We start from the raw sequence: 23,407 nt of genomic DNA on the forward strand, positions 1-23,407 counted from the left end.
ATCAGGAAACACCAAGCATCCATCGGTCACGCCCAGATGCGTCACTGTGCGGCGGCCCAGCGAAGGCGACAGACAAGCACTCCAGCGAAATTCAGTGGAACAGACTCACGCCGCGCCGGGCCATGCAGTAGGCGTTACCCAGCCACGTGTGCCGCGAGTTCGGCCACACGGCCCCCAGACGCGGCGCGTTCTGGCTCATCCAGATGCTGGGCACGCGCCCGTCGGCGCTGCGAGAGCCGAGCAGGTTGAACCCGTTCTTGATCTCAAGCCAATCGGGGTGCTGCGTGGCAATGGCAAGACCCTCTTCAAGGGTCAGTGGCGTGCGCTCGTCGGAATCGATGAGCTTGCGCGCCACGTCCGGCTCGCGATTGATGTAGCAGGTGCCGGTATGCGGCTCGACAACCAGATAGAACGGCCCTTCCGGCGGCTCGAACCCGTCCTGCGGCAGGAAGCTTGCGATGTCGCGCGGAGGCATTGTCGTGAAACCGGCCATGCGGTTGATGCTGGTTCGGGCGATCAGCGACTCAGGCGACACCAGCTCGCGCGTGGGGATCAGCAGGATGTTCGAGCCCAGATCGGTATGCTCCAACGCATGGATCAGCGGCCGTGCGAGCGCGCGGAACGCGGCGGCGCTCATGTCCGCCACGTCTGGGTAACCCAGCGCCACGATACGATCCAGCTGCTTCTGCGCTTCCTGCGATGCTATTGACATGCTTCCAGAGTACCGCGAATCCCGGCCGCAGCACCCACCCATCGGCGAACACGGCCATCATTCGGGAAAGCGGCCCGTCTTGTTCCGCGCATTCCGTACCATTGGATAGGTGCGGCCATGTCACTGCGGCCGCTTGTATAGGAAACCGAATCAAACCCAGAGGTTGTTATGTCCGAAAAGTTGAAGGTCGGCATTCTTGGCGCCACAGGTATGGTCGGCCAGCGTTTTGTGACACTGCTGGAGAACCACCCGTGGTTTGAGGTGGTCAAACTCGCCGCGTCCGCGCACAGTGCGGGAAAGACCTATGAAGAGGCCGTCGGCCCCCGCTGGAAGATGGAAACGCCGATGCCCGAGTACGTCAAGGACATGACGGTGCATGACGTCGCCGATGTGGCCGGCATGGCCGATGGCGTCGATTTCGTCTTCTCCGCGGTGAACATGTCGAAGGACGAGATTCGCGCAATCGAAGAGGAGTACGCGAAGACCGAGACCCCGGTCGTCTCCAACAACAGCGCCCACCGTTGGACGCCGGATGTGCCGATGGTCGTGCCGGAGATCAACCCGGAGCATTTCGCGGTGATTGAGCACCAGCGCAAGCGGCTCGGCACCACGCGCGGCTTCATCGCCGTCAAGCCGAACTGCTCGATCCAGGCGTACACGCCGGCGCTGGCCGCGTGGAAGGAATTCGAGCCGCGCGAGGTCGTCGTCAGCACGTATCAGGCGATTTCCGGCGCGGGCAAGACCTTCAAGGACTGGCCTGAGATGGTGGGCAACATCATCCCGTTCATCTCCGGCGAGGAGGCGAAGAGCGAGAAGGAACCGCTCAAGGTGTTCGGTCACGTGGATGCCGGCAAGGGCGAGATCGTGCCGTTCGACGGCGGTCTCAAGATCACTTCGCAGTGCATCCGCGTGCCCGTGCTCAACGGCCACACCGCCACGGTATTCCTGAACTTCGGCAAGAAGGCCACCAAGGAAGAGCTCGTCGACCGCTTGGTGAACTACACGTCCAAGGCGTCCGAGCTGGGGCTGCCGCACGCGCCGAAGCACTTCATCCAATACCTCACCGAGGATGACCGCCCGCAGGTCAAGTTCGATGTGGACTACGAGGGCGGCATGGGCGTGTCAATCGGCCGTCTGCGCGAGGATTCGATCTTTGACTGGAAGTTCGTGGGGCTGGCTCACAACACGTTGCGCGGTGCCGCCGGCGGCGCGCTCGAATGCGCCGAAATGCTCAAGGCGCTCGGTTATATCAGCGCGAAGTGACGGCAGCCTGCCGCTGAGACTGAAATTGCGGCTGGAGACCATCGAACGGCCGGGTTGACCACGGATTGATTCCGCAGTCAACCCGGCCGTTCGGCATATCGGGTGTCGTCACCAACGCAGGTGACGTGCATTGCCGCGCGGATTACGGCGGAATCGTACCGTAACGATCACGGCGACTATGACCATGGCGAGCAGCAGTATGGCGGCGACCGTCGCTGCCACAAGGAGCCGCATAATTCCGTTGGAACGTTCCATGTGCTCCTCCTTCGGCTCAGGAGCGCGAATGAATACGGAAGGAGGAGGTAAGAACGCTCAAACCAGATAAATTGACCACCCAGCCGGCTCCTGCTGTCGGAGATATTCCGCATAGCGGGCGGGGTGGTCAATTACGCGATTGCGTCAAAAATCAGCGACCGGTGCCGCCGTAGACCACGGCTTCGACCTGATCGGCGTCGAGGCCGTAGGCGGTGTGCAGCGCGCGCACGGCGTCGTCAAGCTGGTCGAGCGGGACGAGCGCCGCGATGCGGATCTCGGATGTGGAGATCATCAGCACGTTGATGCCCTTGTCGCTCAGAGCGGTGAAGAACTTGGCCGCCAGGCCGGAATGGGTCTTCATGCCAACGCCCACGACCGCGACCTTGCCGACGCTCCTGTTGATGTCGAACGACTTGTAGCCCAGCTCGTCATGCTTGTCGATCAGCACGTTCTCGACTTCCTTGACGGTGGATTCCGGCACGGTGAAGGAGATCTCCGCGGTGCCCACGGACGCGCCGGCCTGCACGATCATGTCCACATTCACACCGGCCGTCGCCAGCTCGGTGAACACTTTCGCCGCCATGCCGGGCTCGTTCGGAACGCCGCGCACGGTGGCCAGCGCTTCGCTGCGGTCGTGCGCCACCCCGGAGATGACCGGGGCTTCCGGGCCGAGGTCGGGGAACAGGTCACCCATGGATTTGCTGTTGTTGTCGCTCATGTTCTTTCGCCTTTATATTTGTGTGAACGGTAAATCAGGTCTCGAATATGTCGTATGTCAGTGGACGACATCAGTCGATGTTGGGCAGGCTGCGCGGGTCGACTCCGTCGGGCACGATCAGCGTGCCGGGACGATGCGAGAAGGAGCTGCGCACGTGAAGCGGCATGTTGAACCGCTGCGCGTACTCCACGCAGCGCAGTGCCAGCACCTTCGAACCGCAACTGGACATCTCCAGAATCTCGTCGTAGCCGATGACCGGAATGCGACTGGCCTTTGGCACGATGCGCGGATCGGCGGTGAACACGCCATCCACGTCGGTGTAGATCTCGCAGATGTCGGCGCCGAGCGCCACGGCAAGCGCCACGGCCGACGTGTCGGAGCCGCCGCGGCCGAGCGTGGTGGCGTCTCCCTTGGCGTTGATGCCCTGGAAACCTGCGACGATGGCCACGTCTCCGAGCGACAGCGCGTTCTGCACGCGGTCGGGCTTCACGGCCTTGATGTGCGCGGCGCCGTAACGGGTGTCGGTGAAGAATCCGGCCTGCTGACCGGTGAACGAATGCGCACGGTCCCCGGCGGCGTGAATGGCCATGGCGAGAAGGCTCATGGAGATGCGCTCACCGGCGGTCATCAGCATGTCCATCTCGCGCTCGGGCGGGTTGGAGTCGATGCTCAGCGCTTGGTCGATCAGGTCGTCGGTCGTGTCTCCCATGGCGGAGACGACCACGGCCACCCTGTTGCCCTTTTTCTTGGTCTCGACGACGCGCTTGGCCACGCGCTTGATCGATTCGGTATCGGCGACCGACGAGCCGCCGTACTTCTGCACGATGAGAGCCACTGCTGTCCTATCTTCTCGCGGAATGCATCTGCGTCAATACTACGCAAGCGGCACGATTATAGGAATTTCGGCACTGCCGCGCACGCGTGCGCCGCCATGCGGACAGGAACGGCCGCGCTGCGGGCGCAGGTATCCGGGCGATGATTCGCGTCGGCGGCGCCGGGACGGGCCGACGCTGGCAGCCTCGTTTATGCTTCGCGGCGACCTGTGAGGGCCCGACCGAGCGTGACCTCGTCGGCGTATTCGAGGTCGCTGCCGACGGGCAGACCGCTGGCGAGCCGGGTGACCTTGATGCCGAGCGGGCTGAGCAGACGACTCAGGTATGTCGTCGTCGCCTCGCCTTCGATGTTGGGGTCGAGTGCGAGGATGACTTCCTTGACCTCGTCAGTCTTGAGGCGGTCGAGAAGCTTGGGGATGTTGAGGTCGGCCGGTCCGACGTTGGCCATCGGATTGATGGCGCCGCCGAGCACATGGTATTGGCCGCGGTATTCACGGGTGCGCTCGATGCTCATCACGTCCTTCGGCTCTTCGACCACGCAGATCACCCCGTGGTCGCGTCTCGGGTCGGCGCATACCGGGCACGGACTGACCTCGCACACGTTTCCGCAGATGTCGCAGAACCGCACTTTTTCCTTGACTTCCGTGATGGCGTCGACCAGCTTGCCCGTCTCCTCGTCGGAGGCCGACAGCAGATAGAAGGCGATGCGCTGCGCCCCTTTTGGGCCGATACCGGGCAGTCCGGCAAATGCGTCGATGAGTCGCTGTATCGCGCCGTCATATGCCAAAGCCATTGGTGTGCTCACTCCGAATCATGTTTGTTGACGTGCTGGATGTTCCTGGGGTTCTTGGGGTCGTCGGGGCCGTATTCCTCCACCGGCTTGACGACTTCGAAGAACTGCTTGACGTCGTCGAGACTCATCGTCTCGGGCGAGCCAAGTGAAACGTCATTCATCGAATATTCGTCGTCTTCCGGCGCCACGGTCGGCATGGGAATGTCCTCCTGCGCATACGGGTCGGCTCCGGCGAACGGATCGGTGTCGTTATACGCAGGGCGGGATGCTCTCTGACCGGCTGCGGCACCGGGAGTCTGCTGCAGATGCGTCGTTCCCGGTTCGACTCCGGGGTTTTCCGGGCGCCCGGGCGCAGCCAAGTCGTCGGAAGACCCTTGGAGAGCTGCCGGGGAGCCTGCGCTTGGCGCGGCGATGCTCGACGAAGCGGAAGCGACTGATGACGGCATGCCAGCCCAGGGGTCTTCCGCGGACATGGACTCCGGCACGGCGGTGGGGCCAGGGTTGGTGCGCTCGGAGTCCTCTCGCGACTGTGACTGCGCATGGGCAACGTTCTGAGGTGTGCCGGGCGCGTCGCCACCGCGTACACCGTCAACGGGCATACTGTTGCCGCCGTCGTTGGCCCACGGGTCGGTGTCGTCGCTCAAATCCGGCACGGCGATGTGTTTCGCGTGATGGCCCTCATCTTGCGGAGCATTCCGTGAAACATCCCGTGAAACATTGTGAGACGCATCGTCAGTCGGTGACCAAGCGTCGCCAGCCCCCGCTTCCGGGAGCGCCCACGGATCCACTGTCGACTGCGCGTCCGCACGCGAGGTATCCTGTGCGACCGCCCGGTTATTGTCGCGGTCATGAGCCACTGTCGCGTCCGGCGCGTCGTGTACGGCTCGATGGACTTCGTCCGTATCGGCCGATGCGGTGTCGCCGCTTTCGGGAGGAGTCTGCGGCTCCTTGGCATTGTTGCCGACGCTCATCGCCCCCAATGATGCGCTGAGACTCGCTTTGACGATCTGGGCACTGATGCGCTGCTGCTCGTCTGCCGGCAGCTGGCCGAACGGCGGCGCGACCTGCCCGTCGGCCATCTTCTTGGTGGGCGCGAGCTGCACTTGGTCGCCGAACGCCTTGCGGGTCTCAGCGCGCATGATCTGCACCACGTTGCGGGTTCCGCCGACTTCCTCACCAGCGACGGCCTTCGCGAAGGCATACTTGCTCAGCGCCTTGTCGAACTTGATCCACAACGTGCCTTTTCCGCCTGGCTCGTGCTGTTCCAAGTGGATGCGCGGCACCTTGCTGCGGTTCACGTACGCGGCGACGTCCGCCGGCAATCCGGCGACCAGTGCATCCCAGCGTTCGTCCGGCGTGCGGTCGTCGCCCTGCGGAGAGGATTGCGCGGCTGTCGGCTCACCGGCCGACGGTACTCGAGCGGCGGACGGTGCTTGAGCGGCGGGAGACGGGGCACCGGCTTGCGCATCCGCTGTTGCAGGCACTTCCGCCATAGTGGGCGTTTCCGTCTGGAGTGCGCGATCAGGTTGGGTGCCGGTGGTTCGGCTCGGTGACGTATTCGTCTGGCTTGTCGCCGATTGGCGAGCGTCCGTCTGCTGGTTGCGAGCGGATCCGATGAATCCTCCCCTGCGCGGAGTCGTCCCGCCTGACCGGCTCTCGGCGATGCCGCCTGTTCGCGCATTCACTCCTGCAGCTCCGCGGCCAGTACCTGCAGAGTCCGCCCCGGGCGCAGTGCCGCCCGCGGCCGACGCGACATCCAGTCCCTCTCGCCCGGCAAGTAAGCGCGCGGCGAGCAATTCGAGCCGCATGCGCGGAGAAATCGCCCCGGTCATAGACCCCAGGGTGGTATTGATGGTTTCTGCCATCGACGTCAACGCACCCAAGCCAAGCGACGACGCCTGCCTACGCAGGTCGTCCATGTCCTCGGCCTCGGCAGCATCGGAAAGCACGCTTTCTGCCTGAGCGCCGCCCAATGTCAGCACCAGCAGATCACGCACCCGCGCCAGCAGATCCTCGACGAACCGACGCGGGTCGAATCCTCCCACCACGACTTTCTGCACCACGCCATACAGCGCTTCGCCGTTACGCGCGATGACGGCGTCCACGGCCTCGCCGATCAGCGCCTCCGGCGTGAAGCCGAGCAGCGCCACGGCGGCGTCGTGGGCGATCACGCCGTCAACCGCGCCGACCATCAACTGATCGAGCACCGACAGAGTGTCACGCACCGAACCGCCGCCGGCGCGCATCGCCAGCTTGAGCACGCCGGGTTCCGGCTTGATGCTTTCCTTGGCGCAAATCTCCTCCAGATACGGTCCCATGACCTCCTGGGGAACCAGCCGGAACGGGTAATGATGGGTACGCGAACGGATGGTGCCGATCACCTTGTCGGGTTCGGTGGTCGCGAAGATGAACATCACATGGTCCGGCGGTTCCTCGACAATCTTCAGCAACGCGTTGAAACCCTGCTGGGTGACCATGTGCGCCTCGTCAAGAATGAAAATCTTATAGCGATCCCGAGCGGGGGCGAATCCGGCGCGCTCTCGCAGTTCACGGGCGTCGTCGACGCCATTGTGACTGGCCGCGTCGATTTCCACCACGTCGATGGAACCTGGACCGCCAGTGGCGAGGTCCTTGCAACTGGCGCATTCCCCGCATGGATGCGAGGTCGGCCCCTTGGCGCAGTTGATGCACCGCGCGAGGATACGCGCGGAACTGGTCTTACCGCAGCCACGCGGCCCGGAAAACAGGTACGCATGCGTGAGCTTGCCGCTGTCGAGGGCCCGCATCAGCGGAACAGTGACCTGATCCTGACCGATGACCCCCTCAAACGTGTCCGGTCGATAACGTCGATACAGTGCAAGTGCCATAAGCTCCAACCTATCGCAACCCGGCTATTTCCGGGTGTCTTTCCCTATTGTCCCCATTACTTGCGCACGCATCGGGGGCTTGCCCAGATGGTGCCGCCGCAGCGACGTTTGCGGACTCGTCAACGTCAATCGTTGGCCTGTCGACCGAAAGACGCCGGACAGGCAGGCTCCGCTCAGGCGGACTCGCCGGTCAGATGAATTCGCCGGTCACCGGGTCACGCCCGTCGCGCTCGATCGCCGCCATGATATGCTCCTCGCTCCGGCTGTCATGCCAGTGGGCGACCGCAGGCGGGACCAATACGCGCAACGCCTTGGCCTGCGCGGTGACGGTCACTGGAAGATGCCCGACGTACTCCCCATCGGCCATCAGCACCGGAGGCTCGTCTCCCTCGTGGGCGCGGGTTATCTCCACCTGGCGCACACGCTTCCAGCTGAATATCTGGCTGGCGAGCAACCTCCCGTTATAGGCGTTGGACAGCGCTTTGGCACATTGGCCGACATTCGGCTTGCAGTTCAGCCACACCAGATCCAGCATTCCGTCATCAAGCAAGGAGTACGGAGACACCTCCAGTCCGCCTCCGATGTACCGTGCATTGGCGACTGTGAGCATAGGGGCGATGATGCCGTGTTCCTCCACCGTGCCGTCCGACAGCGTGGCCTTGACGTGATAGCCGTACTGTTTCATGCGGGCGATCTCCACCAGCACCGCCGCAGCGTATCGCGCTGACCCTCCGGGAAGGCGCGAATGGTTGGCCCGATCGTTGATGCTTGCGTCAAGCCCACAATTAAGCATCCCCGCATAGTATCGGTCGATCAGCCCGTTCACCGGGCGGCCTTCCTCATCCACCACGGGCTCACCGGACTCGCCATGCACCATGCAGGCGATCTCCGTCGAGCGCACGCGTCCCATATCGACATCCAGATAAGTGCCGCATGCGATGGCGCCGACGATGCCTTCCACCGCGGTTTTGACCCGGTTGACGGGCAGTTTCAGACCTCGCGCGAAATCATTGCCCGAACCGACCGCCACAATGCCGAGCGGGATGCCACTGCCGCAGACGGCGTTGGCCCCCAAGGCGATCATGCCGTCGCCGCCTACGACCACCAAGTAGTCGTATAGGGCGCGGTTCTCGCGAGCGGCCGTCAGCGAATCATCAAAGCTGGTGCCGGTCAGATCCATTACGTCGAATCCATGCCGCTGTCCGGCTTCGGCCAGCATCGTGAATACCTGTTCGCCCACGACGGCACCCCACCCCTTGTTTGAAACGGGATTGCCGATCAACGCCACCATTGTCTTCGCTTCGCCCATACGTCAAACATAATGCATCAACGGCATTCCCCGCCAGTACAGGCTCCGCAATCGGTCTCGGCATCGGCATCAATGCTGTCCGCCCACACCCGCCGCGAGTGGCCCCATCGACTATTCACAGCTGATGGGCCCGGCGCGGGAACGCTGGCTGACACGTGACATGAATGGCAGGCGCAGCGGCACGGACACCGTCACGACGATGTCATCTCCCTCGACGGCGCACGACTCCAGTTGCGCGTCATTCTCTGCCGCGGCACGCCACCCTACGGCACACGGATCGGATGCGCCACCAGACCAGTACGCCGACGCCGCCGACAATGCCGTGGCATCGGCAGCGCTCCGCGCACGCGACCGGCAGAGCAGCGCGCCTCCGACCGACGCGACGGTCGCTATCAGTGCGGCCGCGAGCGCGATCAGCATCACGCAGGCCATCGTTCCCGACCCTTCATCGGATTGCATCAGCCGCGAGCAATAGGCTCGCACGGGCGATGGTCTCCTAGGTTGAATTCGTTGCACCATCGTGTTTTCCTTTCGTCGCTATTCCACCGCATCAGAGGCAAGCTGCGCAGGGGAAGCTTGACCACCCCAGTAGCTGCGCGACAGCCTCCGCCAGCGGGAGGGCAAGACGGCACAGTCGCTCCGCGACAGCCCTCCGGGCCCTGCAATTACAGACATGCTACGCATGCCGCCCATTGGATTCACTGACGTTCACCCCTCGCCTACAAACAGCTCTGCTGTTTGCTCACGGCTCGGCCCGCCAGCGAGGGCAAGACGGACTTAGGCATCACCGCCATCCTGTGGCCGAGCCGGTTACTTTGACGGGTAGAACGCCGAATGGATCCGGCAGCACGGGGCATTGCGCCGTCACGCGTATCGAATGGCCATCATCAGCGACCGACACCACTGCGCCTTCGCCCGCGATGCCACTCGCCACGGCGTTGACGGACATCCCCGCTCCCGATAGGCCGCCTTCCCTCGTCACCAGTTCGCGAACTACGGCCGACGCGGCATCCTGGCATCGCATGGACACCGTGACCGTTCTCGTCAGGCAGAGCAACACCATCGCCACCATGGCCACAGCGGGAAGCACCACCGCGAACTCCGCAGTGGCGGCTCCACTGTCAGCATGTGACATCGTCGCCATCGTGAATGCCCGTCATCCCACACTCAACGACTTCTTGACGATGTTGGTCAGCAACGTCTTGATGGTGTCCGATTTGAGCAAAGCGACCAGAACGGCCGCGAAGCCCGTGGCTGCGACCAGCACCACCGCGTACTCCGCGGTGGTGGCCCCTTCCTCTGGCTCCGCGCTCAACGTGCGCAGCCGTGCATCCAACAGGCAAATGCCCCGCCGCGCCGACGCCCCCATGTTGCCCACCGTACGTGTCATCGCCGCAATAGGCCCGGTACGTCCGTCAATGGCAATCATCGTCTCCTCGATATTCATGACAATCCTTTCTCGACTGGCCTTGCCCAACTACAAGGCACTTTCCACTGTGCCTCATCAGGCCCGCCCACCATCGGGTTTTCGGGCAATGTGGTCGAAGGCTGCCGAGTTATCCACAATGCGGCGTGTCATCCACACATTATGTGGATGACGGACGGCCGTGCAGCATTCTTCACCGACCATCGGGTGGCGTCGCCACCAAGTTCATCCCACGAACGCCATCACCGAGGGGAGTATGCCTAGAAACACGAACGCCGGCAGCATGCACAATCCCGTGGGCAGCAGCAGTTTCACCGACAGAGACGCCGACTCCTGCTCGATCGCGGTTCGCTCGCCTTCCATCCATTGCTCCGAAGCCGTCGTCAGAGGGCCGATCGGCGAAACACCACGAGTCCACGATGGCTCCAACACGCCACGAAGGATTGCCGAAGTCTCCGCATAATCACCGAAATCGGCGGCATTCCAAGCATCCTTCCATGACGATCCGCGGTGCAGAGCGTCCGCAACCGCACACAGCCCGCCGCCAAGAGCCCCTCCGACAGCCTCACCCACACCCTCCAGAGAACGCGTGACGGACATGCCTGACCGCAGCGACACCGACAACAGTCCAATCAGCAACGGCAACGACACAGCAGCAACCCCTTCTCCCGCAACATCGGACGGCACGCCAGTCAAGCGGCCCGACCGTGCCGAGTCCGGCCATATCATCAATGCCATCAACACCATGACGGCGCACGCCATCGCGTTCCACATCACCCCACCCCTTAATGTTCATGACGGCAATCAGACGGTATCAATGTTCGTACCGGTGTTCCGCATCATCGATGACATCCACAGCAGTCCCAGCGCGTAGCCTGCGCCGCCCACCGCCAGGCACGCATTGCCCTGCGCGGAGCCGAACAGTACCTGCACCGGGCGAGCGCCCAGCAGCTCTCCCAAACCTATGGTGACCAACGGCAACGCGCCCAACAGCGCCGCCGTCGCGCGCGGAACCGCGAAAGCACTGCGTCGGGAATCATGCAACAGCCTGGAAATCCGATGGTTCTCGCCGACCACATCCAGACAATCGGCAAGGGAGCATCCTGACCGCTCGCACATCGCACAGGCCACGGCGAGTTCGAAGGCGACATGTTCGGCCTGGGCGGCGCTCTCCCCCGGCATTCGCTGTCGCATCAGCAGCCGTTTCAACCGGCTTGCGGTCAACGGCACCCCTGCGAATCCGCTCCCGTCGACATCGGCAAGAACACCTGAGATCATGCCGCCGGCCCGAACAGACGAACTCATATGCGCGATCACGCCGGACAGCCCCATCACACGGCCATTACGGACGGCATCACCGGCACCGGTCTTTCGCCCTGCTCGCGGCACCCTCGAAGAGACCGGCAACAGGGCACGGCCGCGAGGGGCATACGGCCACAGCATCCATGCCAGCACGACCATCAGCGCGACGCATCGCGGCAACCCACCCACGCTCATATGTCTCACCTCACATGCCTCATTCACATGATCCACCTCACATGCCCCATCGCCCGGTGAAATCATGCCAGCGCGGGCATGGCATCATGGCGCCCTCACCGTCCCACAACGCCACCACGTCGCCGGACAACACTCCGTCGCGCATGCCGAGGCACCCGATCTGGGCGATTCTCCGGCGACCATGATGCCGCTCAAGATGCAGCATCACGTCGAACGCCCCCTCCGCCAGCATCGTCAACGTATGCGCGTCAAGGCCGGCCAGCATGCCCAGCGCGATCAATCGCGCCGGCACCCGGTCAATGCCATCTGCGTGCAATGTGGTCATACCGCCAAGGTGGCCCGAATTGAACGCGCGCAGCAGATCGGCGATTTCCTCGCCACGGCATTCGCCCAGTACCACCCGATCCGGTCTCATGCGCAGGGTCGCCTTGACCAGCTCCGGCAGTCCTACGGCTCCGGCGCCTTCCACATTCGCCCCTCTCACCACCATCGACACATGGTTGCCGCGTCCGAGATCCCCCAATTCCCGAACCTCCTCAACGGTGACGATACGGTCCAATGAATCGCATTCCGCAAGCAGCGCTTTCAGCAGCGTGGTTTTGCCGCTGCCCGTGCCGCCGCTAATCAGCACTCGAGCCCGGTTCTTCACCAGATTCCGCAGCAACGTCAGCCAGTCCGGCGGGAACATCCCAGCATCACGCAATCCGGTCAATCCAAGCAACCGCCGATCCGGAAAACGAATCGTCACCGCCGCGCCCTGCGCGACCAGTGGCGCGATCACCGCGTGCACGCGAATCCCGTCCTCGCTCGACGCGTCCGCAATCGGGCAGGCGTCGTCAAGACGCCGTCCCAATTGCGCACACAGCCGCACCGCATATTCACGCACTATTCGCGGCGTGCGCAACGGCATAGGCAACCGGCACTCCGTCATTCCTCCGCCTCGGTCCGCCCACACCCTTCCCTCGCAGGTGATCGCGACATCGGTGACCGTTGGATCGCGTGCCAGCGCATCCAACGGCCCAAATTCAATCATGGGACATCACCTCCCAACCCCGTCTCGATGACACCGACGACTGCATCCACCGCCTTGCGGCTGCTCTTGCCGATAGCCCGGATGCCCAGCCCCTCCAGCACATCGCCATGCAGCCCGCGGTCCGGAGCCACCACCCCGGCCAGCTCCTCATGCAGATACTCCGATGCCTCGTGCGCGTCGACCACGCCGCCGCGGCGCGACAGTCCGCGGGGCACGACACCGACCATAATCGGGCGCGACTCCCCTTGCCGTATCATCATCGCCCTCGCCGCCCGAGCACGCGCCAGACCGAGCACCGTCAGCTCGGCCAATACCACCTGACGGCACTGTCGCAGCATCGGCAGCGAATGCAACGCGCTCGGAGCCCCGATATCGACGACCACCACATCATTGGCCTGCGCCAGCGCCTCAAGTACGGCAGAGACCGTCCATGGCTCAGGATCCGAACCGTTCCAAGGTTGACTGGCGAGCACCCCCACGCGCTCCCATTGCGGCAACTCGCCATTCAGCGCCGCACCTTCCGTTTTCCCGAGTGGTATATCGACTGTTTGAAATCGCAGGCCCGGCTCGTTTTCGATGCCCAGCAGCACGTCGATGCCTCCGGCCGCGAAATCGCAGTCGACCAGTGCGCACTGCAACTTGCGCTGGGCCAAGCGCCATGCGACCATCGCCGCGAACACGCTGGTTCCCGCTCCCCCGGACGCGGAAGAGAACACCACTGTATTACGGCATCCTGCATGCGTCAGCGTGCCGATCGACTGATTGCCGTCCACGGATGAGACTGGGCTCGGGCATACGACTCGCGGCATGGTCATGGGCTTGCGCGCACGCATCCGATGGCTTGCAGCATCCGAGTCAAGCCGAGAAACCTGCGCAGCCGGCCTTCGCCAAGCATCCGGGGAGGCCCGGCGAGGCGGCATGGGAACCTGCCGCGACGCTGCTGCACCCGGCGGAGCGGCGGCGCCAATCTTCTGAACTGTAACGTTGTGTGTCATATTCCGATTGAAACGAATAGCGCCGCAGCGGCGCAACGTGAGGCGACAATGTGGTCGAAGGCCCGCGACTTATCCACATCACGGCGTGTTATCCACAGTTTTTGTGGACAGACGACGCCTAGATGGGCATATTCGCGTGATATGGAACCGTCTCCACTTAGCATCCAGTCGAAAACACCCGGCAGCGGAGTCGGGAAGAATCCGAGCCAACCTCTCTGCAACCTTCGCCCGTGCGCATCTCGCCGAACGTCGCATACCCCGCGCTCACGAACGCCCATCGCGCCTCCGATCAGCTCTGCCGGTCAGTCGGTCACGGCAAACATTGACCAGAACCCACCCGTCATAACCACCGGCGTGCCACACCAGAGGAAAAACACACAAAAATTGCATTGTGTGGCTTTTCCGCAGGCCTCACAATGAAATGTGAACCCTCACATCGCATGGTGTGGTACAGCATAAATCATGAGAACCGCCATTTTCCAACAATCCCAGAAGCACCCCAATATCCTCCCCGGCCACACCAGCCCCAAAACCGCATAAAATCACGTGGTGTGGTACAGCCCGCCGCCAACTGCCGTCCGCCACCACCATCGCCACCACAACACGGGCCGAAATCGCCGCAATCCGCGATTCGGCGAAAAATATCGTTTCGAAGGCCAAAGCCCGGTGATTGCGAGTTCGGCGCCAGAAAAGGCCGGGCCGAACGATCACGCTGCCCCATCAACACACCGGCAATACACCCGGGTAAGACACACTTTTGACCACTTAACCCAATGATTGCACACAGGAAGTCACGCGGAACAGCAGGAGCCAACAGTCCGAACCCCAACCCGAGCCAAGCCCACCCTCGCCATTAGACCGCCGCACATGGAAAAACCCGCCGGAGCGGGTTTTTCCTGCAAGTCCATCTTGAGCAGATCGCTGCACAACCTCATCGTCGTAACGGTAAGTCTTTCCATTGCCCGTTCAACGTAACAGTCCTTCGTGACCATACACTATTGTGGGCCTGCTCTTAAGTTGTCCTTGCACTTCATAATCTAGGCGCAACACCGCGATACCGCAACTCACCCAACTACGTTGTGCGATTTTTTGCGCAAGTGTTCGATACCGCTCAATTATGACGGAAAACTGTCACCTCATGTTCCTATCGGACGGGTTCGTTGTTCACTTGTGTGCGGAACCGACGACCCATCGGCGTGTCGCCGTACCATCACCCGACACCCCATCCGTACGAAAATGGTAAACAACCGCTGAATTTCTTACACGCCGCATAGGAAACTGCCATATTCTCGCATAAAGTTATATACATGGCACAAACATTTGACGCACCTTCAAAGGTTATCCTGCGCAGCCAAATCGCCGAGCACATAGCCGAGACAGACAAACCCGACAAGCGCGAGCCGCAAGCCGGCGAAGAGCCGCTGCCCGCGGATCGCTATTTCGACCGAGAACTCAGCTGGCTGAAGTTCAACCAGCGAGTCCTCGAACTCGCCGAGGACGAAGACCAGCCGCTGCTGGAACGCTGCAATTTCGCCGCGATCTTCGCCTCTAACCTCGATGAATTCTTCATGGTCCGCGTCGCCGGCCTCAAGCGCCGTATCGACACCGGCATCGCCGTCACCGCGGCCAGCGGCCTGAGCCCCCGCCAGCAGCTGCGTGCCATCAGCGAGCAGGCGCACCGCTTGCAGAACGAGCACTCGCACTACGTCACCGAGAAGCTGCTCCCCGCCCTCGCTGACGAGCACATCGTGCTGCTCAGCTGGGACCGGCTCACTACCACCGAGCAGGAACGTCTCTCGCGCTACTACCGCCAGCAGGTCTTCCCCGTGCTCACGCCGCTCGCCGTCGACCCCGCGCACCCGTTCCCCTACATTTCCGGCAACTCGCTGAACCTCGCGGTGCTGGTGGAGAACCCGAACTCCGGCAAATCCCACTTCGCCCGCGTGAAGATCCCCGGCAACATGCCCCGCCTCGTCCCCGTCGACGACCTGACCGACGAGGAGAGCCGCGAGGAGCGCTTCGGGTTCATCACGATGGAGAACCTCATCATCGCGCACCTCGAATCCCTGTTCCCCGGCATGATCATCAAGGAGGCGCGCTCGTTCCGCGTCACCCGCAACGAGGACATCGACGTCGAAGAGGATGACGCCGAGAACCTGCTCAACGCGATGGAGAAGGAGCTGCTGCGCCGCCGCTTCGGACCGCCGATCCGTCTGGAGATCTCCGACGCGACCAGCCCGTTCCTCTCCCAGCTGCTCGCCGACCAGCTCGGCGTCAACCCGGAAGAGGTCTACCGCCTGCCCGCGCCGCTCGACTTCACCGTACTGTTCGAACTGCAGTCGCTCGACCGCCCGGACCTCAAGAACCGCCCGTTCATCCCGACCACGAACCGTCAGATCGCCGAAGTCGAATCGAGTCGCGCACAGGACATCTTCGCCGCGATCCGCGAGCGCGACATCCTGCTGCACCACCCCTACGATTCGTTCTCCACGTCGGTGCAGGCGTTCCTCGCCCAAGCGGCCGCCGACCCGCGCGTGCTGGCCATCAAGCAGACGCTGTACCGCACCAGCTCCAACTCGCCGATCATCGACGCGCTGATCGACGCGGCCCACGCCGGCAAGCAGGTGCTGGCGCTGGTCGAGATCAAGGCGCGCTTCGACGAGGACGCCAACATCGCCTGGGCCCGCAAGCTCGAACGCGCCGGCGTGCACGTCGTCTACGGCATCGTCGGCCTCAAGACCCACTGCAAGCTCATCGAAGTCGTCCGCCAGGAGCAGGACGGCCTCAAGCGCTACTGCCACGTGGGCACCGGCAACTACAACCCGAAGACCGCCCGCCTGTACACGGACCTCGGCCTGCTCACCTGCGACCCGGTGGTCGGTCAGGACCTGACCCGCCTGTTCAACCAGCTGAGCGGCTACGCGCCGAAGTCCAGCTTCCACCGCCTGCTGGTCGCCCCGCGCACCGTGCGTACCGGCCTGATTCAGCGCATCCGCCGCGAGGAGGACGCCGCCAAGGCCGGCAAGGAAGCCTGGATCAAAATCAAGGTCAACTCGCTCGTCGACGAGAAGACCATCGACGCGCTGTACCGCGCCAGCCAGGCCGGCGTCAAGATCGACATCGTCGAGCGCGGCATCTGCGCGCTCAAGCCCGGCGTGCCCGGCATGTCCGACAACATCCGCGTGCGTTCGATCCTCGGCCGGTTCCTGGAGCACAGCCGCATCTACGCCTTCTGCAACTCCGACGGCCCGCAGATCGGCGAAGGCCCCATCTCCGGCCCGGAAGTGTGGATCGGCTCGGCCGACCTGATGCACCGCAACCTCGACCGCCGCGTCGAGGCGCTGGTCCGCGTCACCGCGCCCGAGCAGATCGACGAGCTGATTCGCTATGTGGACCTGCAGATGTCCGACTCCACGGCCTCCTGGCACATGCAGCCCGACGGCACGTACATCCATCATTCGCGCGACGACGAAGGCCGCCCGCTGGTGGACAGCCAGGAATATCTCATCCGCAAGCACCAGCGCCGCCCGCGCACCAACAACTGACATGGCACCCGGCCGGGCGCCCGATAAGGCATCCGGCACGAGCCTCGTGCACCGCATCTTCCGCAAGACAAGCGGCGCACGAGGTACAGTAGGTGCATAAGCCGATGGCCGACCCGCAAGGGCCGGCCATCGTCATTACAGACGAGAAACAACGTAGTCATGCAGCCGGTGAGGCATAATGGAAGGGTGAGTGGTGAGGTGAAAATCGTAGAAGCTGCAGGCGCGGTGCTGTATCGCCGCAATACTGATTTTCAAGAATGGATGAAGTTCTCGGACGACGGGCGGCAGACGTCCGCGGCGTCCCGACTGGCCGACTTCGATACGCTTGAAGTGTGCATCGTGCACCGGCCAAAATACGACGATTGGAGCTGGCCGAAAGGCAAGCTGGAGCTCAACGAGACCCACCGCCATGCGGCGGTACGCGAGGTCAGCGAAGAGACCGGAGTGCCGGTCGCGCTCGGACCGTTCCTCGGCGAAATCGAATACCCACTTGCCGAGGAAGGCAAGAAAACCCGCCGTTCCAAGGATCGAACCGTCGACACGAAGCACATTCTCTTCTGGATGGCAAGGCCGATCGACCCCGAGGACGCCGTGCGGCGGGCCGACGCGTTCGGCCCCGTGCATCGCGCTGACGTGGGCGAGATCGACAGCGTCATGTGGGTGAGCGTGCAGCGCGCGCGGCGTATGCTCACCCATTCGACCGACCGCGATATTCTCGCGTTGTTTGTCGACCGTGTGGAGGAAGGTGCGCTGGACGGCGACATGCTGCTGCTGGTGCGTCACGGCAAGGCCGAGCCCCGCAAGCAGTGGACGGGTACCGACGACAAGCGTCCCATCACGCCGCGCGGAGCGTCGATGGCGTATTCGCTCGACCGTGAGCTCGCCTGCTACAATCCCACGCGGCTGGTCACCTCGCCGTGGCTGCGCTGCCAGCAGACCATACAGATGCTGTCATGGCAGACCGGATTGCCGCTGCATACGGCCGAACCGCTCACCGAGGACGCGGTCGCCGCCGATCCGGAAGCGGCGTGGCAGTGCTTCCACAAGGAGCTGAAAAATACGTTGCAGCGTCACAGTGCGACCGCAGTCTGCATGCATCGTCCGGTCATCGGCGGTATTTTCGGGCATCTGCGCGAACTGTGCGCGACGAAATCGCTGATGAAACGGCTGATTCCGTCCTCGCCGTACATGCCGACCGGCACCGCCATCGCGCTGTTCGTGGTACCCTGCGGTGACACCGTTTCCATCATCGACATTCAGAAGGTCACGCCACTTGTCTACTAGCATGCATCTTGGTTCAGGCTCCGTCGTTCCCAGCCGCACGGAATTCACGCCGACCGGCTCGCCGCGGCCATCGCGCCCCGGGCAGATCGACCCCGGTCTCATCGAGGGCATCGCCGGAGGCGCCGATCCCAGCGTGGTCAGCGAAATGAGTCACGCATCGGCGGCCGCTCTGCTCGACCGCGTGCATCACTCCGCTGATCCGCAGGTTGTGGAACGGGTGCTGACGCTGGTCGACCGCGAAGGCGTGGACATGATCGCCGAACTGTGGAGCCGGTCGGAACCCGACTCGCTGCCGGGCATCATGTGGCGGCTGTACACGTTGCGCTCATGGATGCGGCGCGACCGCGATCTGATCTCGCGGCTGTGGCGGCTCGGCGAACCGGTGGCGACCGCCGCGTCGGCCATCGCAGGCGTCGACCAGGCACCCACCGAAGCGGACATCACACATACGGCAGATTCGATTCTCGCAGGCGCGTTCACCGGCGATTTCGCCGTGGCTCTGGAGAGGGCGAGCGCGTTCGTCGACGTGGTGGCGCAGGGATTGCGCGTCGAAGCGCGGCACATGGTGCGGCAGGCCGAGGCCAAGGCCGGCTCCGAAACCGCGACCGCCGCAGACCTGGCCGAAGCCCATGTCATGCGCTCCCGCAGCGCCAAGCTGATGCACACCGCCGGCAATCTCATCGCCACGTCCAAGGATTTCCGCCACGGAGCGCAGCTGTGGCGTCGCGGCAAACTGGACTGAGCCGGCGCAACACGCGGACAGCGTAACAGGGCAAACCCGGATATACTGATATCCGCGTCGGGCCATGCATAGCCCCGGGCTCCATTTTTTGCCGCTGCGAGCGGCCTTTGCGCCGACAGGCGCTTTCGTGGTTCGGCGCATTCTCTTTTTCTTTCTCACCCCGTTGAATCCGCAACACGCTACTGCTGATGGGACGAGACGTACAGCAGACAGCGGAAACCGTAGGCGAGTACAAGCCAACCGACGAGCCAGAAAGACCGTAGCCCGCAGGCCATCCTCAACTGCAGGCCCGGAGGGCTGTCGCGCAGAGGCTGTGCCAGCGGGTCCCGCGTTTAGTCGGCGGGGTGTATGTGGATGATGCGGGGGATGAGCCGCTCAATGATGTCGTGGTGGTGGAGAACAGCACGGTCTTTCCGGCTCCGGCGAACGAACGCAGCACATCGGCGATCACGGCGGACAGGATGTAGCCGACCACGTCCGGCAACCCCTGCAGCGAATAGTACGGCAGCAGCGCATCCCACGAGAAGCCGTGGGCGATGTACTGCGGCACATAATTCAGCCCCCGTCGCGCTCATGGAGTCCTCGGCACCCCATTCACCCTACGCATCGTCGGTGGCCAGCAGACCGATCGGCGACAGCTCGACTATACGGAACTGGGCATGTGGCGGAATTTCACCCACTGCGGCGTGCTGTACGCGCATGTGCCGGAGGTCGATCCGCTCACGTCGCCGCCTGCGCCACGGGATGCCGCAGGCGCCACGGCGGAGCCAGCAACGGCGGCTGATCCCGACATGTCGGCCGAAGCGGTGCGCACCCGCATCGAGGCCGCCCGTATCAAGGCGGAAAACGAACTCATCGACTACATCCGATCCCACGCGGACGCCATAGGTTTCCCCGGCGAGCTGGGAGTCAGCCGCGCCGTCAACGGCATCTGTCTGCGAGTGCTCACCACACGCGGTAATGGCGCCTTCGACCTGATCAAAGACGTGTCGGATTTCGTCGTCGCGTAAAATCGCGCTCTCAAAACTCGCAGATACAGCATGAATATACGCAAAAAGTGCTTGTATCCGCGAGTTTTGAGAGCGTCCCTGACGCTATTGCCGCACCAACGGCGGCATCGGCCGCCACTTCGGGTCGTGCATCAGCTTGTGCGAGTCCCGCCATCCCTTGGCGATCTGCACCAGCCCGGTGCGCACGTGCTCGCGGTCGACCGCGACCAGGCGAATAACCTCTTTCGCCACCGTGGCGGCCGTTCCCAGGGCGAACAGCACTGGCCGGTAGTCGCCGTGCACCATGAAGTACCGGGCCATGTACCCGCGGTTGCGCAGGATGTGGTACCGGTTCATGTCCGAGGTGGAGTTCAGCTGCCGCAATCCGGCGATGTCCCAGTTGCTGATGTCGCGCGTGCGCCGCATCACCACGTCGGGCACCACAATCGAGTTGGTGACCTTGCTGGCCAGATACCCGTACATCGTGTCGTCCCAGTAGATGAAGAACCGCGGGTCGGGGAGCCCGATCTTCTCCACGATGCGCCTGCGGAACAGCCCGCCCTCGAAGCACAGCGTGTTCATCACGCGGTACCCGGCGGAGCCGAATGCGGCCGGCGCGATCGGGTTCGGGATGCCCAGCGGCACGATGAAGTTGTACTGCCAGTAGAACGGCCCGCCGTCGAAATCGAGCTTGCCGCCCTGGATCACGTCATGGTCGCGACCCCATTTCGCGAGCTTCTCGATGCCGTCAGGCAGTACGGCGACGTCGTCGTCCATCACCCAGAACCATTCCGCCCCGAGATCGTACGCGACTTTTACTCCGACGGAAAACCCACCGGCACCGCCAAGATTGTCGGTTTGCGGAGCGTACACCACACGGCTCGTGCCACCTTTGCGGTCGGCGTCCGTCGTCCCCCACAGACCGTCGGCCTTCTCCCGGAATTCGTCGACCATGTCCTGCGTCTCGTCGGAGTGTTCGTTGTCGACGATGACGATGCGCCATGGCGCGACCGTCAGCTGCGCGAATGAGGCCAGGAGTTCCTCCAGCAACTGCTGGCGCTTATATGTCACCACGATGATGGCGAGCTTGTCGAACACCGCACGGGCATCACAGGTGTGCTCGACCGTGGCTTCCCCAGTTTTGTCGTTCCTGCAAGTCATACCTTTCATTGTGACACCGTTTATGTGAAGGAAAGTGATAGTCACAGGATTGCCACCAGACAACGCCATAATGTCATGCCGATGTTTCCGGCCGTGCAGCTACCGTTCAGAGAGTATGGAGGTGGGTCATGAGGGCGGCACCGCCCGGCGCGTGGTCAGTCGCCGGAGCTGCTTTCACCGGCGCTGCCGTCGCCGCTGCTCGACCCGCTGCCGTCGGACGAGTCCGGGGCCGGCTCGCCGGGCGCCTGCCCGCGCGTGACCGTCACCGTGTTCTCGGAGCCATCCCTCCACATAATCCAGTCCACGGCCGTATGGTCGTAGTCGTCCGCGTCATCGCCCGACGGGGTCAACGTGTAGCTGCCGACCGTCTCGCCCTTCTCGTCGACGATGATGTTCTCGTCCGTGGTTTTGACGTAGAACTGCTTCAGCAGATAGTTGGCTCCTTCGAACTCACCGGAGTTCAGCATCAGGCGGGCCCACCGCCCGCCGTCCAGCACCTCGGTGACCTTCAGGTCGCGCGAGAGGATAAACACACGCTTGCTGTCGCTCGACTCATCCCACTGGAAATACAGGGAACCGTCCGAGAACTGGCCGAAGTCCGTGAAGTTCACGTACTGGTCATCCTTCGTGTTGATGTTCAGCAGGTCGGTGACTTTTTTGGTCTTGCCCGTGCCTGCATCCAGAATCAGCAGCTTGTTGCCGTTATAGCTTTCAGAGGGATTGAGCACGTACTGATTCGCGCCGAACCGATACAGGCCCTGCAAGTCGCATCGGTAGGTGTCGCCAGGCGAGCAGTAGTCCGAAGGAAGCTTCACGATTTCCTTGTTGCTGTCGATGGAATACAGGTGGTATGCGCTGTCCTTGACCACATATGTGTCGAACACGTGGTAATCGTCCACATCGACTTCAGTAGTGTTCAACGACTGGTATCCGCCGCTGTCCTTGCTGATGCTCACGCTGTCCTTGAACGTCTGCAAGGTCTCGGCCTGCTTCGCGCCGCCGCTCAATCCCATGATCTGCTTGTGGCCGATTTCGACCTCACGCTGATCGTCGTTGACAGTCCTCTTCTCTGTCGTCTTCCAGCTTTTCTCGATGGCGACGCGATTGTTGGATTGCGCGAGCACATCGAATTCGTAATCCTGCTGCAGGTTGATCAGATTGTCTTCCTCGGTGCGCAGATCGATACGATCGGACAATTCGCCGGATTTCAAATCGACCTGATGGGCGAACAGGTGCACGGTTTCCGGCGTGGTGCCGACCGCCTTGGTCTTGACCGCGTAGATCACGAACACGGCCGGGTTGGGACCGTATGTGGCGGCGACGACCGGATCGGAGTACATCTTCTCCCCGGATTTCAGAGCCGAGAAGTAGATCACCTTCGATTCGTCCATTGCCGGCGTCCAGACGCCGAACGCATATTGCCCGTCATCGGCGGATTGGCTGGAACTGCCATAGTCGGAATCGCTGCTGGAGCTCGCATCGCCGTTGGCGCAGGGCATTACGTCGGAAAGCACTGCGCCGCCGTCCCACCCCCAGTCGGAGGTGTCGTAGTTGCAGACGAAGTTGGTCATGGTGACTTCGCTGACCGCTTTTTGCCTTCGATCTGCGTCGGGGATTGCTTTTGCGTTTTCTTCGGCGTTGCATCAGTCGTGTCGCTGGTCTGCACGGGGCCCGCGGCCGCGTTCTTCTTGCCGTGAAGGATGAGGAATGCGGCAACTCCGCCGACGACGATCGCCACGACGACGATGGCCGCGATGATGGCGATGATGATCTTGCGCTTCTTGCGTTGCGCGGGCGTAAGTGGTGGCTTCTTGCCGGGTTGGGATTGCGACCCGGGCTGACCTTGGGGTGCGCTGCCGCCGTTATCCGCGGGGCCCGCTGGCTGCGGGACAGGCGGCAACGTCCCCGTACCGGGTACTGTGTTCGGAGCGAAGCCGGACGCGGCTGTACCAGGTTGAGGCATCTGCGCCCCGCTACCGGGCGCT

23 protein-coding genes are annotated in these 23,407 nt (G+C 63.0%); 5 read left to right on the forward strand and 18 right to left on the reverse strand.

The annotated features are described in order from the left end of the window. Positions 1 to 91 precede the first annotated feature (91 nt). The gene (locus BBBF_RS08710; protein WP_003816090.1) at positions 92 to 712 is read right to left on the reverse strand and encodes a DUF5701 family protein; all 621 of its coding nucleotides are present in this window, start codon (positions 710 to 712) and stop codon (positions 92 to 94) included. Between the two features lie 168 nt (positions 713 to 880). On the opposite strand from BBBF_RS08710, the gene asd reads away from it, so the two are divergent. Further along, on the forward strand, positions 881 to 1,975 hold the full coding sequence (asd, locus tag BBBF_RS08715) for an aspartate-semialdehyde dehydrogenase (RefSeq protein ID WP_021648223.1): 1,095 nt from the start codon (positions 881 to 883) through the stop codon (positions 1,973 to 1,975). 108 nt (positions 1,976 to 2,083) lie between these two features. On the opposite strand, the gene BBBF_RS10025 is transcribed toward asd, so the two are convergent. The 13 genes from BBBF_RS10025 to BBBF_RS08775 all read right to left on the reverse strand — a co-directional run bounded on the left by BBBF_RS10025 (position 2,084) and on the right by BBBF_RS08775 (position 13,521). Continuing rightward, positions 2,084 to 2,230 (reverse strand): hypothetical protein, encoded by a 147-nt coding sequence (locus tag BBBF_RS10025; protein ID WP_021648224.1) that lies wholly within the window; start codon positions 2,228 to 2,230, stop codon positions 2,084 to 2,086. A 151-nt stretch (positions 2,231 to 2,381) separates the two neighbouring features. Next, a complete protein-coding gene (locus tag BBBF_RS08720; RefSeq protein ID WP_003819192.1) occupies positions 2,382 to 2,948 on the reverse strand; it encodes an ACT domain-containing protein in 567 nt (188 codons plus the stop codon). Between the two features lie 70 nt (positions 2,949 to 3,018). Beyond that, the gene (locus BBBF_RS08725; RefSeq protein WP_003814135.1) at positions 3,019 to 3,783 is read right to left on the reverse strand and encodes an aspartate kinase; all 765 of its coding nucleotides are present in this window, start codon (positions 3,781 to 3,783) and stop codon (positions 3,019 to 3,021) included. A 188-nt stretch (positions 3,784 to 3,971) separates the two neighbouring features. Further along, positions 3,972 to 4,574: a recombination mediator RecR gene (recR, locus tag BBBF_RS08730; protein ID WP_003814133.1), complete on the reverse strand. Its 603-nt coding sequence runs from the start codon at positions 4,572 to 4,574 to the stop codon at positions 3,972 to 3,974. Positions 4,575 to 4,582: 8 nt separating this feature from the next. Next, positions 4,583 to 7,441: a DNA polymerase III subunit gamma/tau gene (dnaX, locus tag BBBF_RS08735; protein WP_021648225.1), complete on the reverse strand. Its 2,859-nt coding sequence runs from the start codon at positions 7,439 to 7,441 to the stop codon at positions 4,583 to 4,585. Positions 7,442 to 7,631: 190 nt separating this feature from the next. After that, positions 7,632 to 8,750, reverse strand: coding sequence for a diacylglycerol/lipid kinase family protein (locus BBBF_RS08740; protein ID WP_021648226.1), 1,119 nt, complete (start codon positions 8,748 to 8,750; stop codon positions 7,632 to 7,634). A gap of 111 nt (positions 8,751 to 8,861) precedes the next feature. Beyond that, a complete protein-coding gene (locus tag BBBF_RS08745; RefSeq protein WP_021648228.1) occupies positions 8,862 to 9,209 on the reverse strand; it encodes an Rv3654c family TadE-like protein in 348 nt (115 codons plus the stop codon). 325 nt (positions 9,210 to 9,534) lie between these two features. Beyond that, positions 9,535 to 9,894: a TadE family type IV pilus minor pilin gene (locus BBBF_RS10030; RefSeq protein ID WP_003814125.1), complete on the reverse strand. Its 360-nt coding sequence runs from the start codon at positions 9,892 to 9,894 to the stop codon at positions 9,535 to 9,537. 12 nt (positions 9,895 to 9,906) lie between these two features. Next, positions 9,907 to 10,140 carry a DUF4244 domain-containing protein gene (locus BBBF_RS08755; RefSeq protein WP_371316012.1) on the reverse strand — a complete coding sequence of 78 codons (234 nt, stop codon included), beginning with the start codon at positions 10,138 to 10,140 and terminating at the stop codon, positions 9,907 to 9,909. A 261-nt stretch (positions 10,141 to 10,401) separates the two neighbouring features. Then, positions 10,402 to 10,827 carry a type II secretion system F family protein gene (locus tag BBBF_RS08760; RefSeq protein ID WP_080545225.1) on the reverse strand — a complete coding sequence of 142 codons (426 nt, stop codon included), beginning with the start codon at positions 10,825 to 10,827 and terminating at the stop codon, positions 10,402 to 10,404. Between the two features lie 153 nt (positions 10,828 to 10,980). Further along, positions 10,981 to 11,673, reverse strand: a complete 693-nt coding sequence (locus tag BBBF_RS08765) for a type II secretion system F family protein (RefSeq protein ID WP_033509756.1) — start codon at positions 11,671 to 11,673, stop codon at positions 10,981 to 10,983. 37 nt (positions 11,674 to 11,710) lie between these two features. Continuing rightward, a complete protein-coding gene (locus tag BBBF_RS08770) occupies positions 11,711 to 12,706 on the reverse strand; it encodes a CpaF family protein (protein WP_013363998.1) in 996 nt (331 codons plus the stop codon). Then, positions 12,703 to 13,521 (reverse strand): CpaE-like family protein, encoded by an 819-nt coding sequence (locus BBBF_RS08775; protein ID WP_230958115.1) that lies wholly within the window; start codon positions 13,519 to 13,521, stop codon positions 12,703 to 12,705. Before BBBF_RS08775 ends, BBBF_RS08770 begins: the two co-directional genes overlap by 4 nt. A 1,487-nt stretch (positions 13,522 to 15,008) precedes the next feature. Here BBBF_RS08775 and BBBF_RS08785 point away from each other — a divergent pair. The 3 genes from BBBF_RS08785 to BBBF_RS08795 all read left to right on the forward strand — a co-directional run bounded on the left by BBBF_RS08785 (position 15,009) and on the right by BBBF_RS08795 (position 19,272). Beyond that, positions 15,009 to 17,246, forward strand: a complete 2,238-nt coding sequence (locus BBBF_RS08785) for an RNA degradosome polyphosphate kinase (protein ID WP_021648234.1) — start codon at positions 15,009 to 15,011, stop codon at positions 17,244 to 17,246. Positions 17,247 to 17,507: 261 nt separating this feature from the next. Beyond that, positions 17,508 to 18,530 carry an NUDIX hydrolase gene (locus BBBF_RS08790; protein WP_047937745.1) on the forward strand — a complete coding sequence of 341 codons (1,023 nt, stop codon included), beginning with the start codon at positions 17,508 to 17,510 and terminating at the stop codon, positions 18,528 to 18,530. Position 18,531: 1 nt separating this feature from the next. Beyond that, positions 18,532 to 19,272: a hypothetical protein gene (locus tag BBBF_RS08795; protein ID WP_021648236.1), complete on the forward strand. Its 741-nt coding sequence runs from the start codon at positions 18,532 to 18,534 to the stop codon at positions 19,270 to 19,272. A 277-nt stretch (positions 19,273 to 19,549) separates the two neighbouring features. Here BBBF_RS08795 and BBBF_RS08800 read toward each other — a convergent pair whose 3' ends face one another. Next, entirely contained in the window at positions 19,550 to 19,822 is a 273-nt protein-coding gene (locus tag BBBF_RS08800) for a hypothetical protein (protein WP_003823500.1), read from the reverse strand. 109 nt (positions 19,823 to 19,931) lie between these two features. Here BBBF_RS08800 and BBBF_RS08805 point away from each other — a divergent pair, with 109 nt between their 5' ends. Next, the gene (locus BBBF_RS08805; RefSeq protein WP_021648237.1) at positions 19,932 to 20,282 is read left to right on the forward strand and encodes a hypothetical protein; all 351 of its coding nucleotides are present in this window, start codon (positions 19,932 to 19,934) and stop codon (positions 20,280 to 20,282) included. 84 nt (positions 20,283 to 20,366) lie between these two features. Here the strand turns inward: BBBF_RS08805 and BBBF_RS08810 are convergent, their stop codons facing one another. From BBBF_RS08810 to BBBF_RS10455, 3 genes are all read right to left on the reverse strand, one after another. Then, positions 20,367 to 21,422 (reverse strand): glycosyltransferase family 2 protein, encoded by a 1,056-nt coding sequence (locus BBBF_RS08810; protein WP_033509749.1) that lies wholly within the window; start codon positions 21,420 to 21,422, stop codon positions 20,367 to 20,369. 155 nt (positions 21,423 to 21,577) lie between these two features. Next, positions 21,578 to 22,993, reverse strand: coding sequence for a hypothetical protein (locus BBBF_RS08815; protein ID WP_021648239.1), 1,416 nt, complete (start codon positions 22,991 to 22,993; stop codon positions 21,578 to 21,580). After that, positions 22,990 to 23,322 carry a hypothetical protein gene (locus BBBF_RS10455; protein WP_029414674.1) on the reverse strand — a complete coding sequence of 111 codons (333 nt, stop codon included), beginning with the start codon at positions 23,320 to 23,322 and terminating at the stop codon, positions 22,990 to 22,992. Before BBBF_RS10455 ends, BBBF_RS08815 begins: the two co-directional genes overlap by 4 nt. Positions 23,323 to 23,407: the final 85 nt, after the last annotated feature.

Origin of the sequence: Bifidobacterium bifidum ATCC 29521 = JCM 1255 = DSM 20456, assembly GCF_001025135.1 — a bacterium.
Lineage (GTDB): Bacteria > Actinomycetota > Actinomycetes > Actinomycetales > Bifidobacteriaceae > Bifidobacterium > Bifidobacterium bifidum.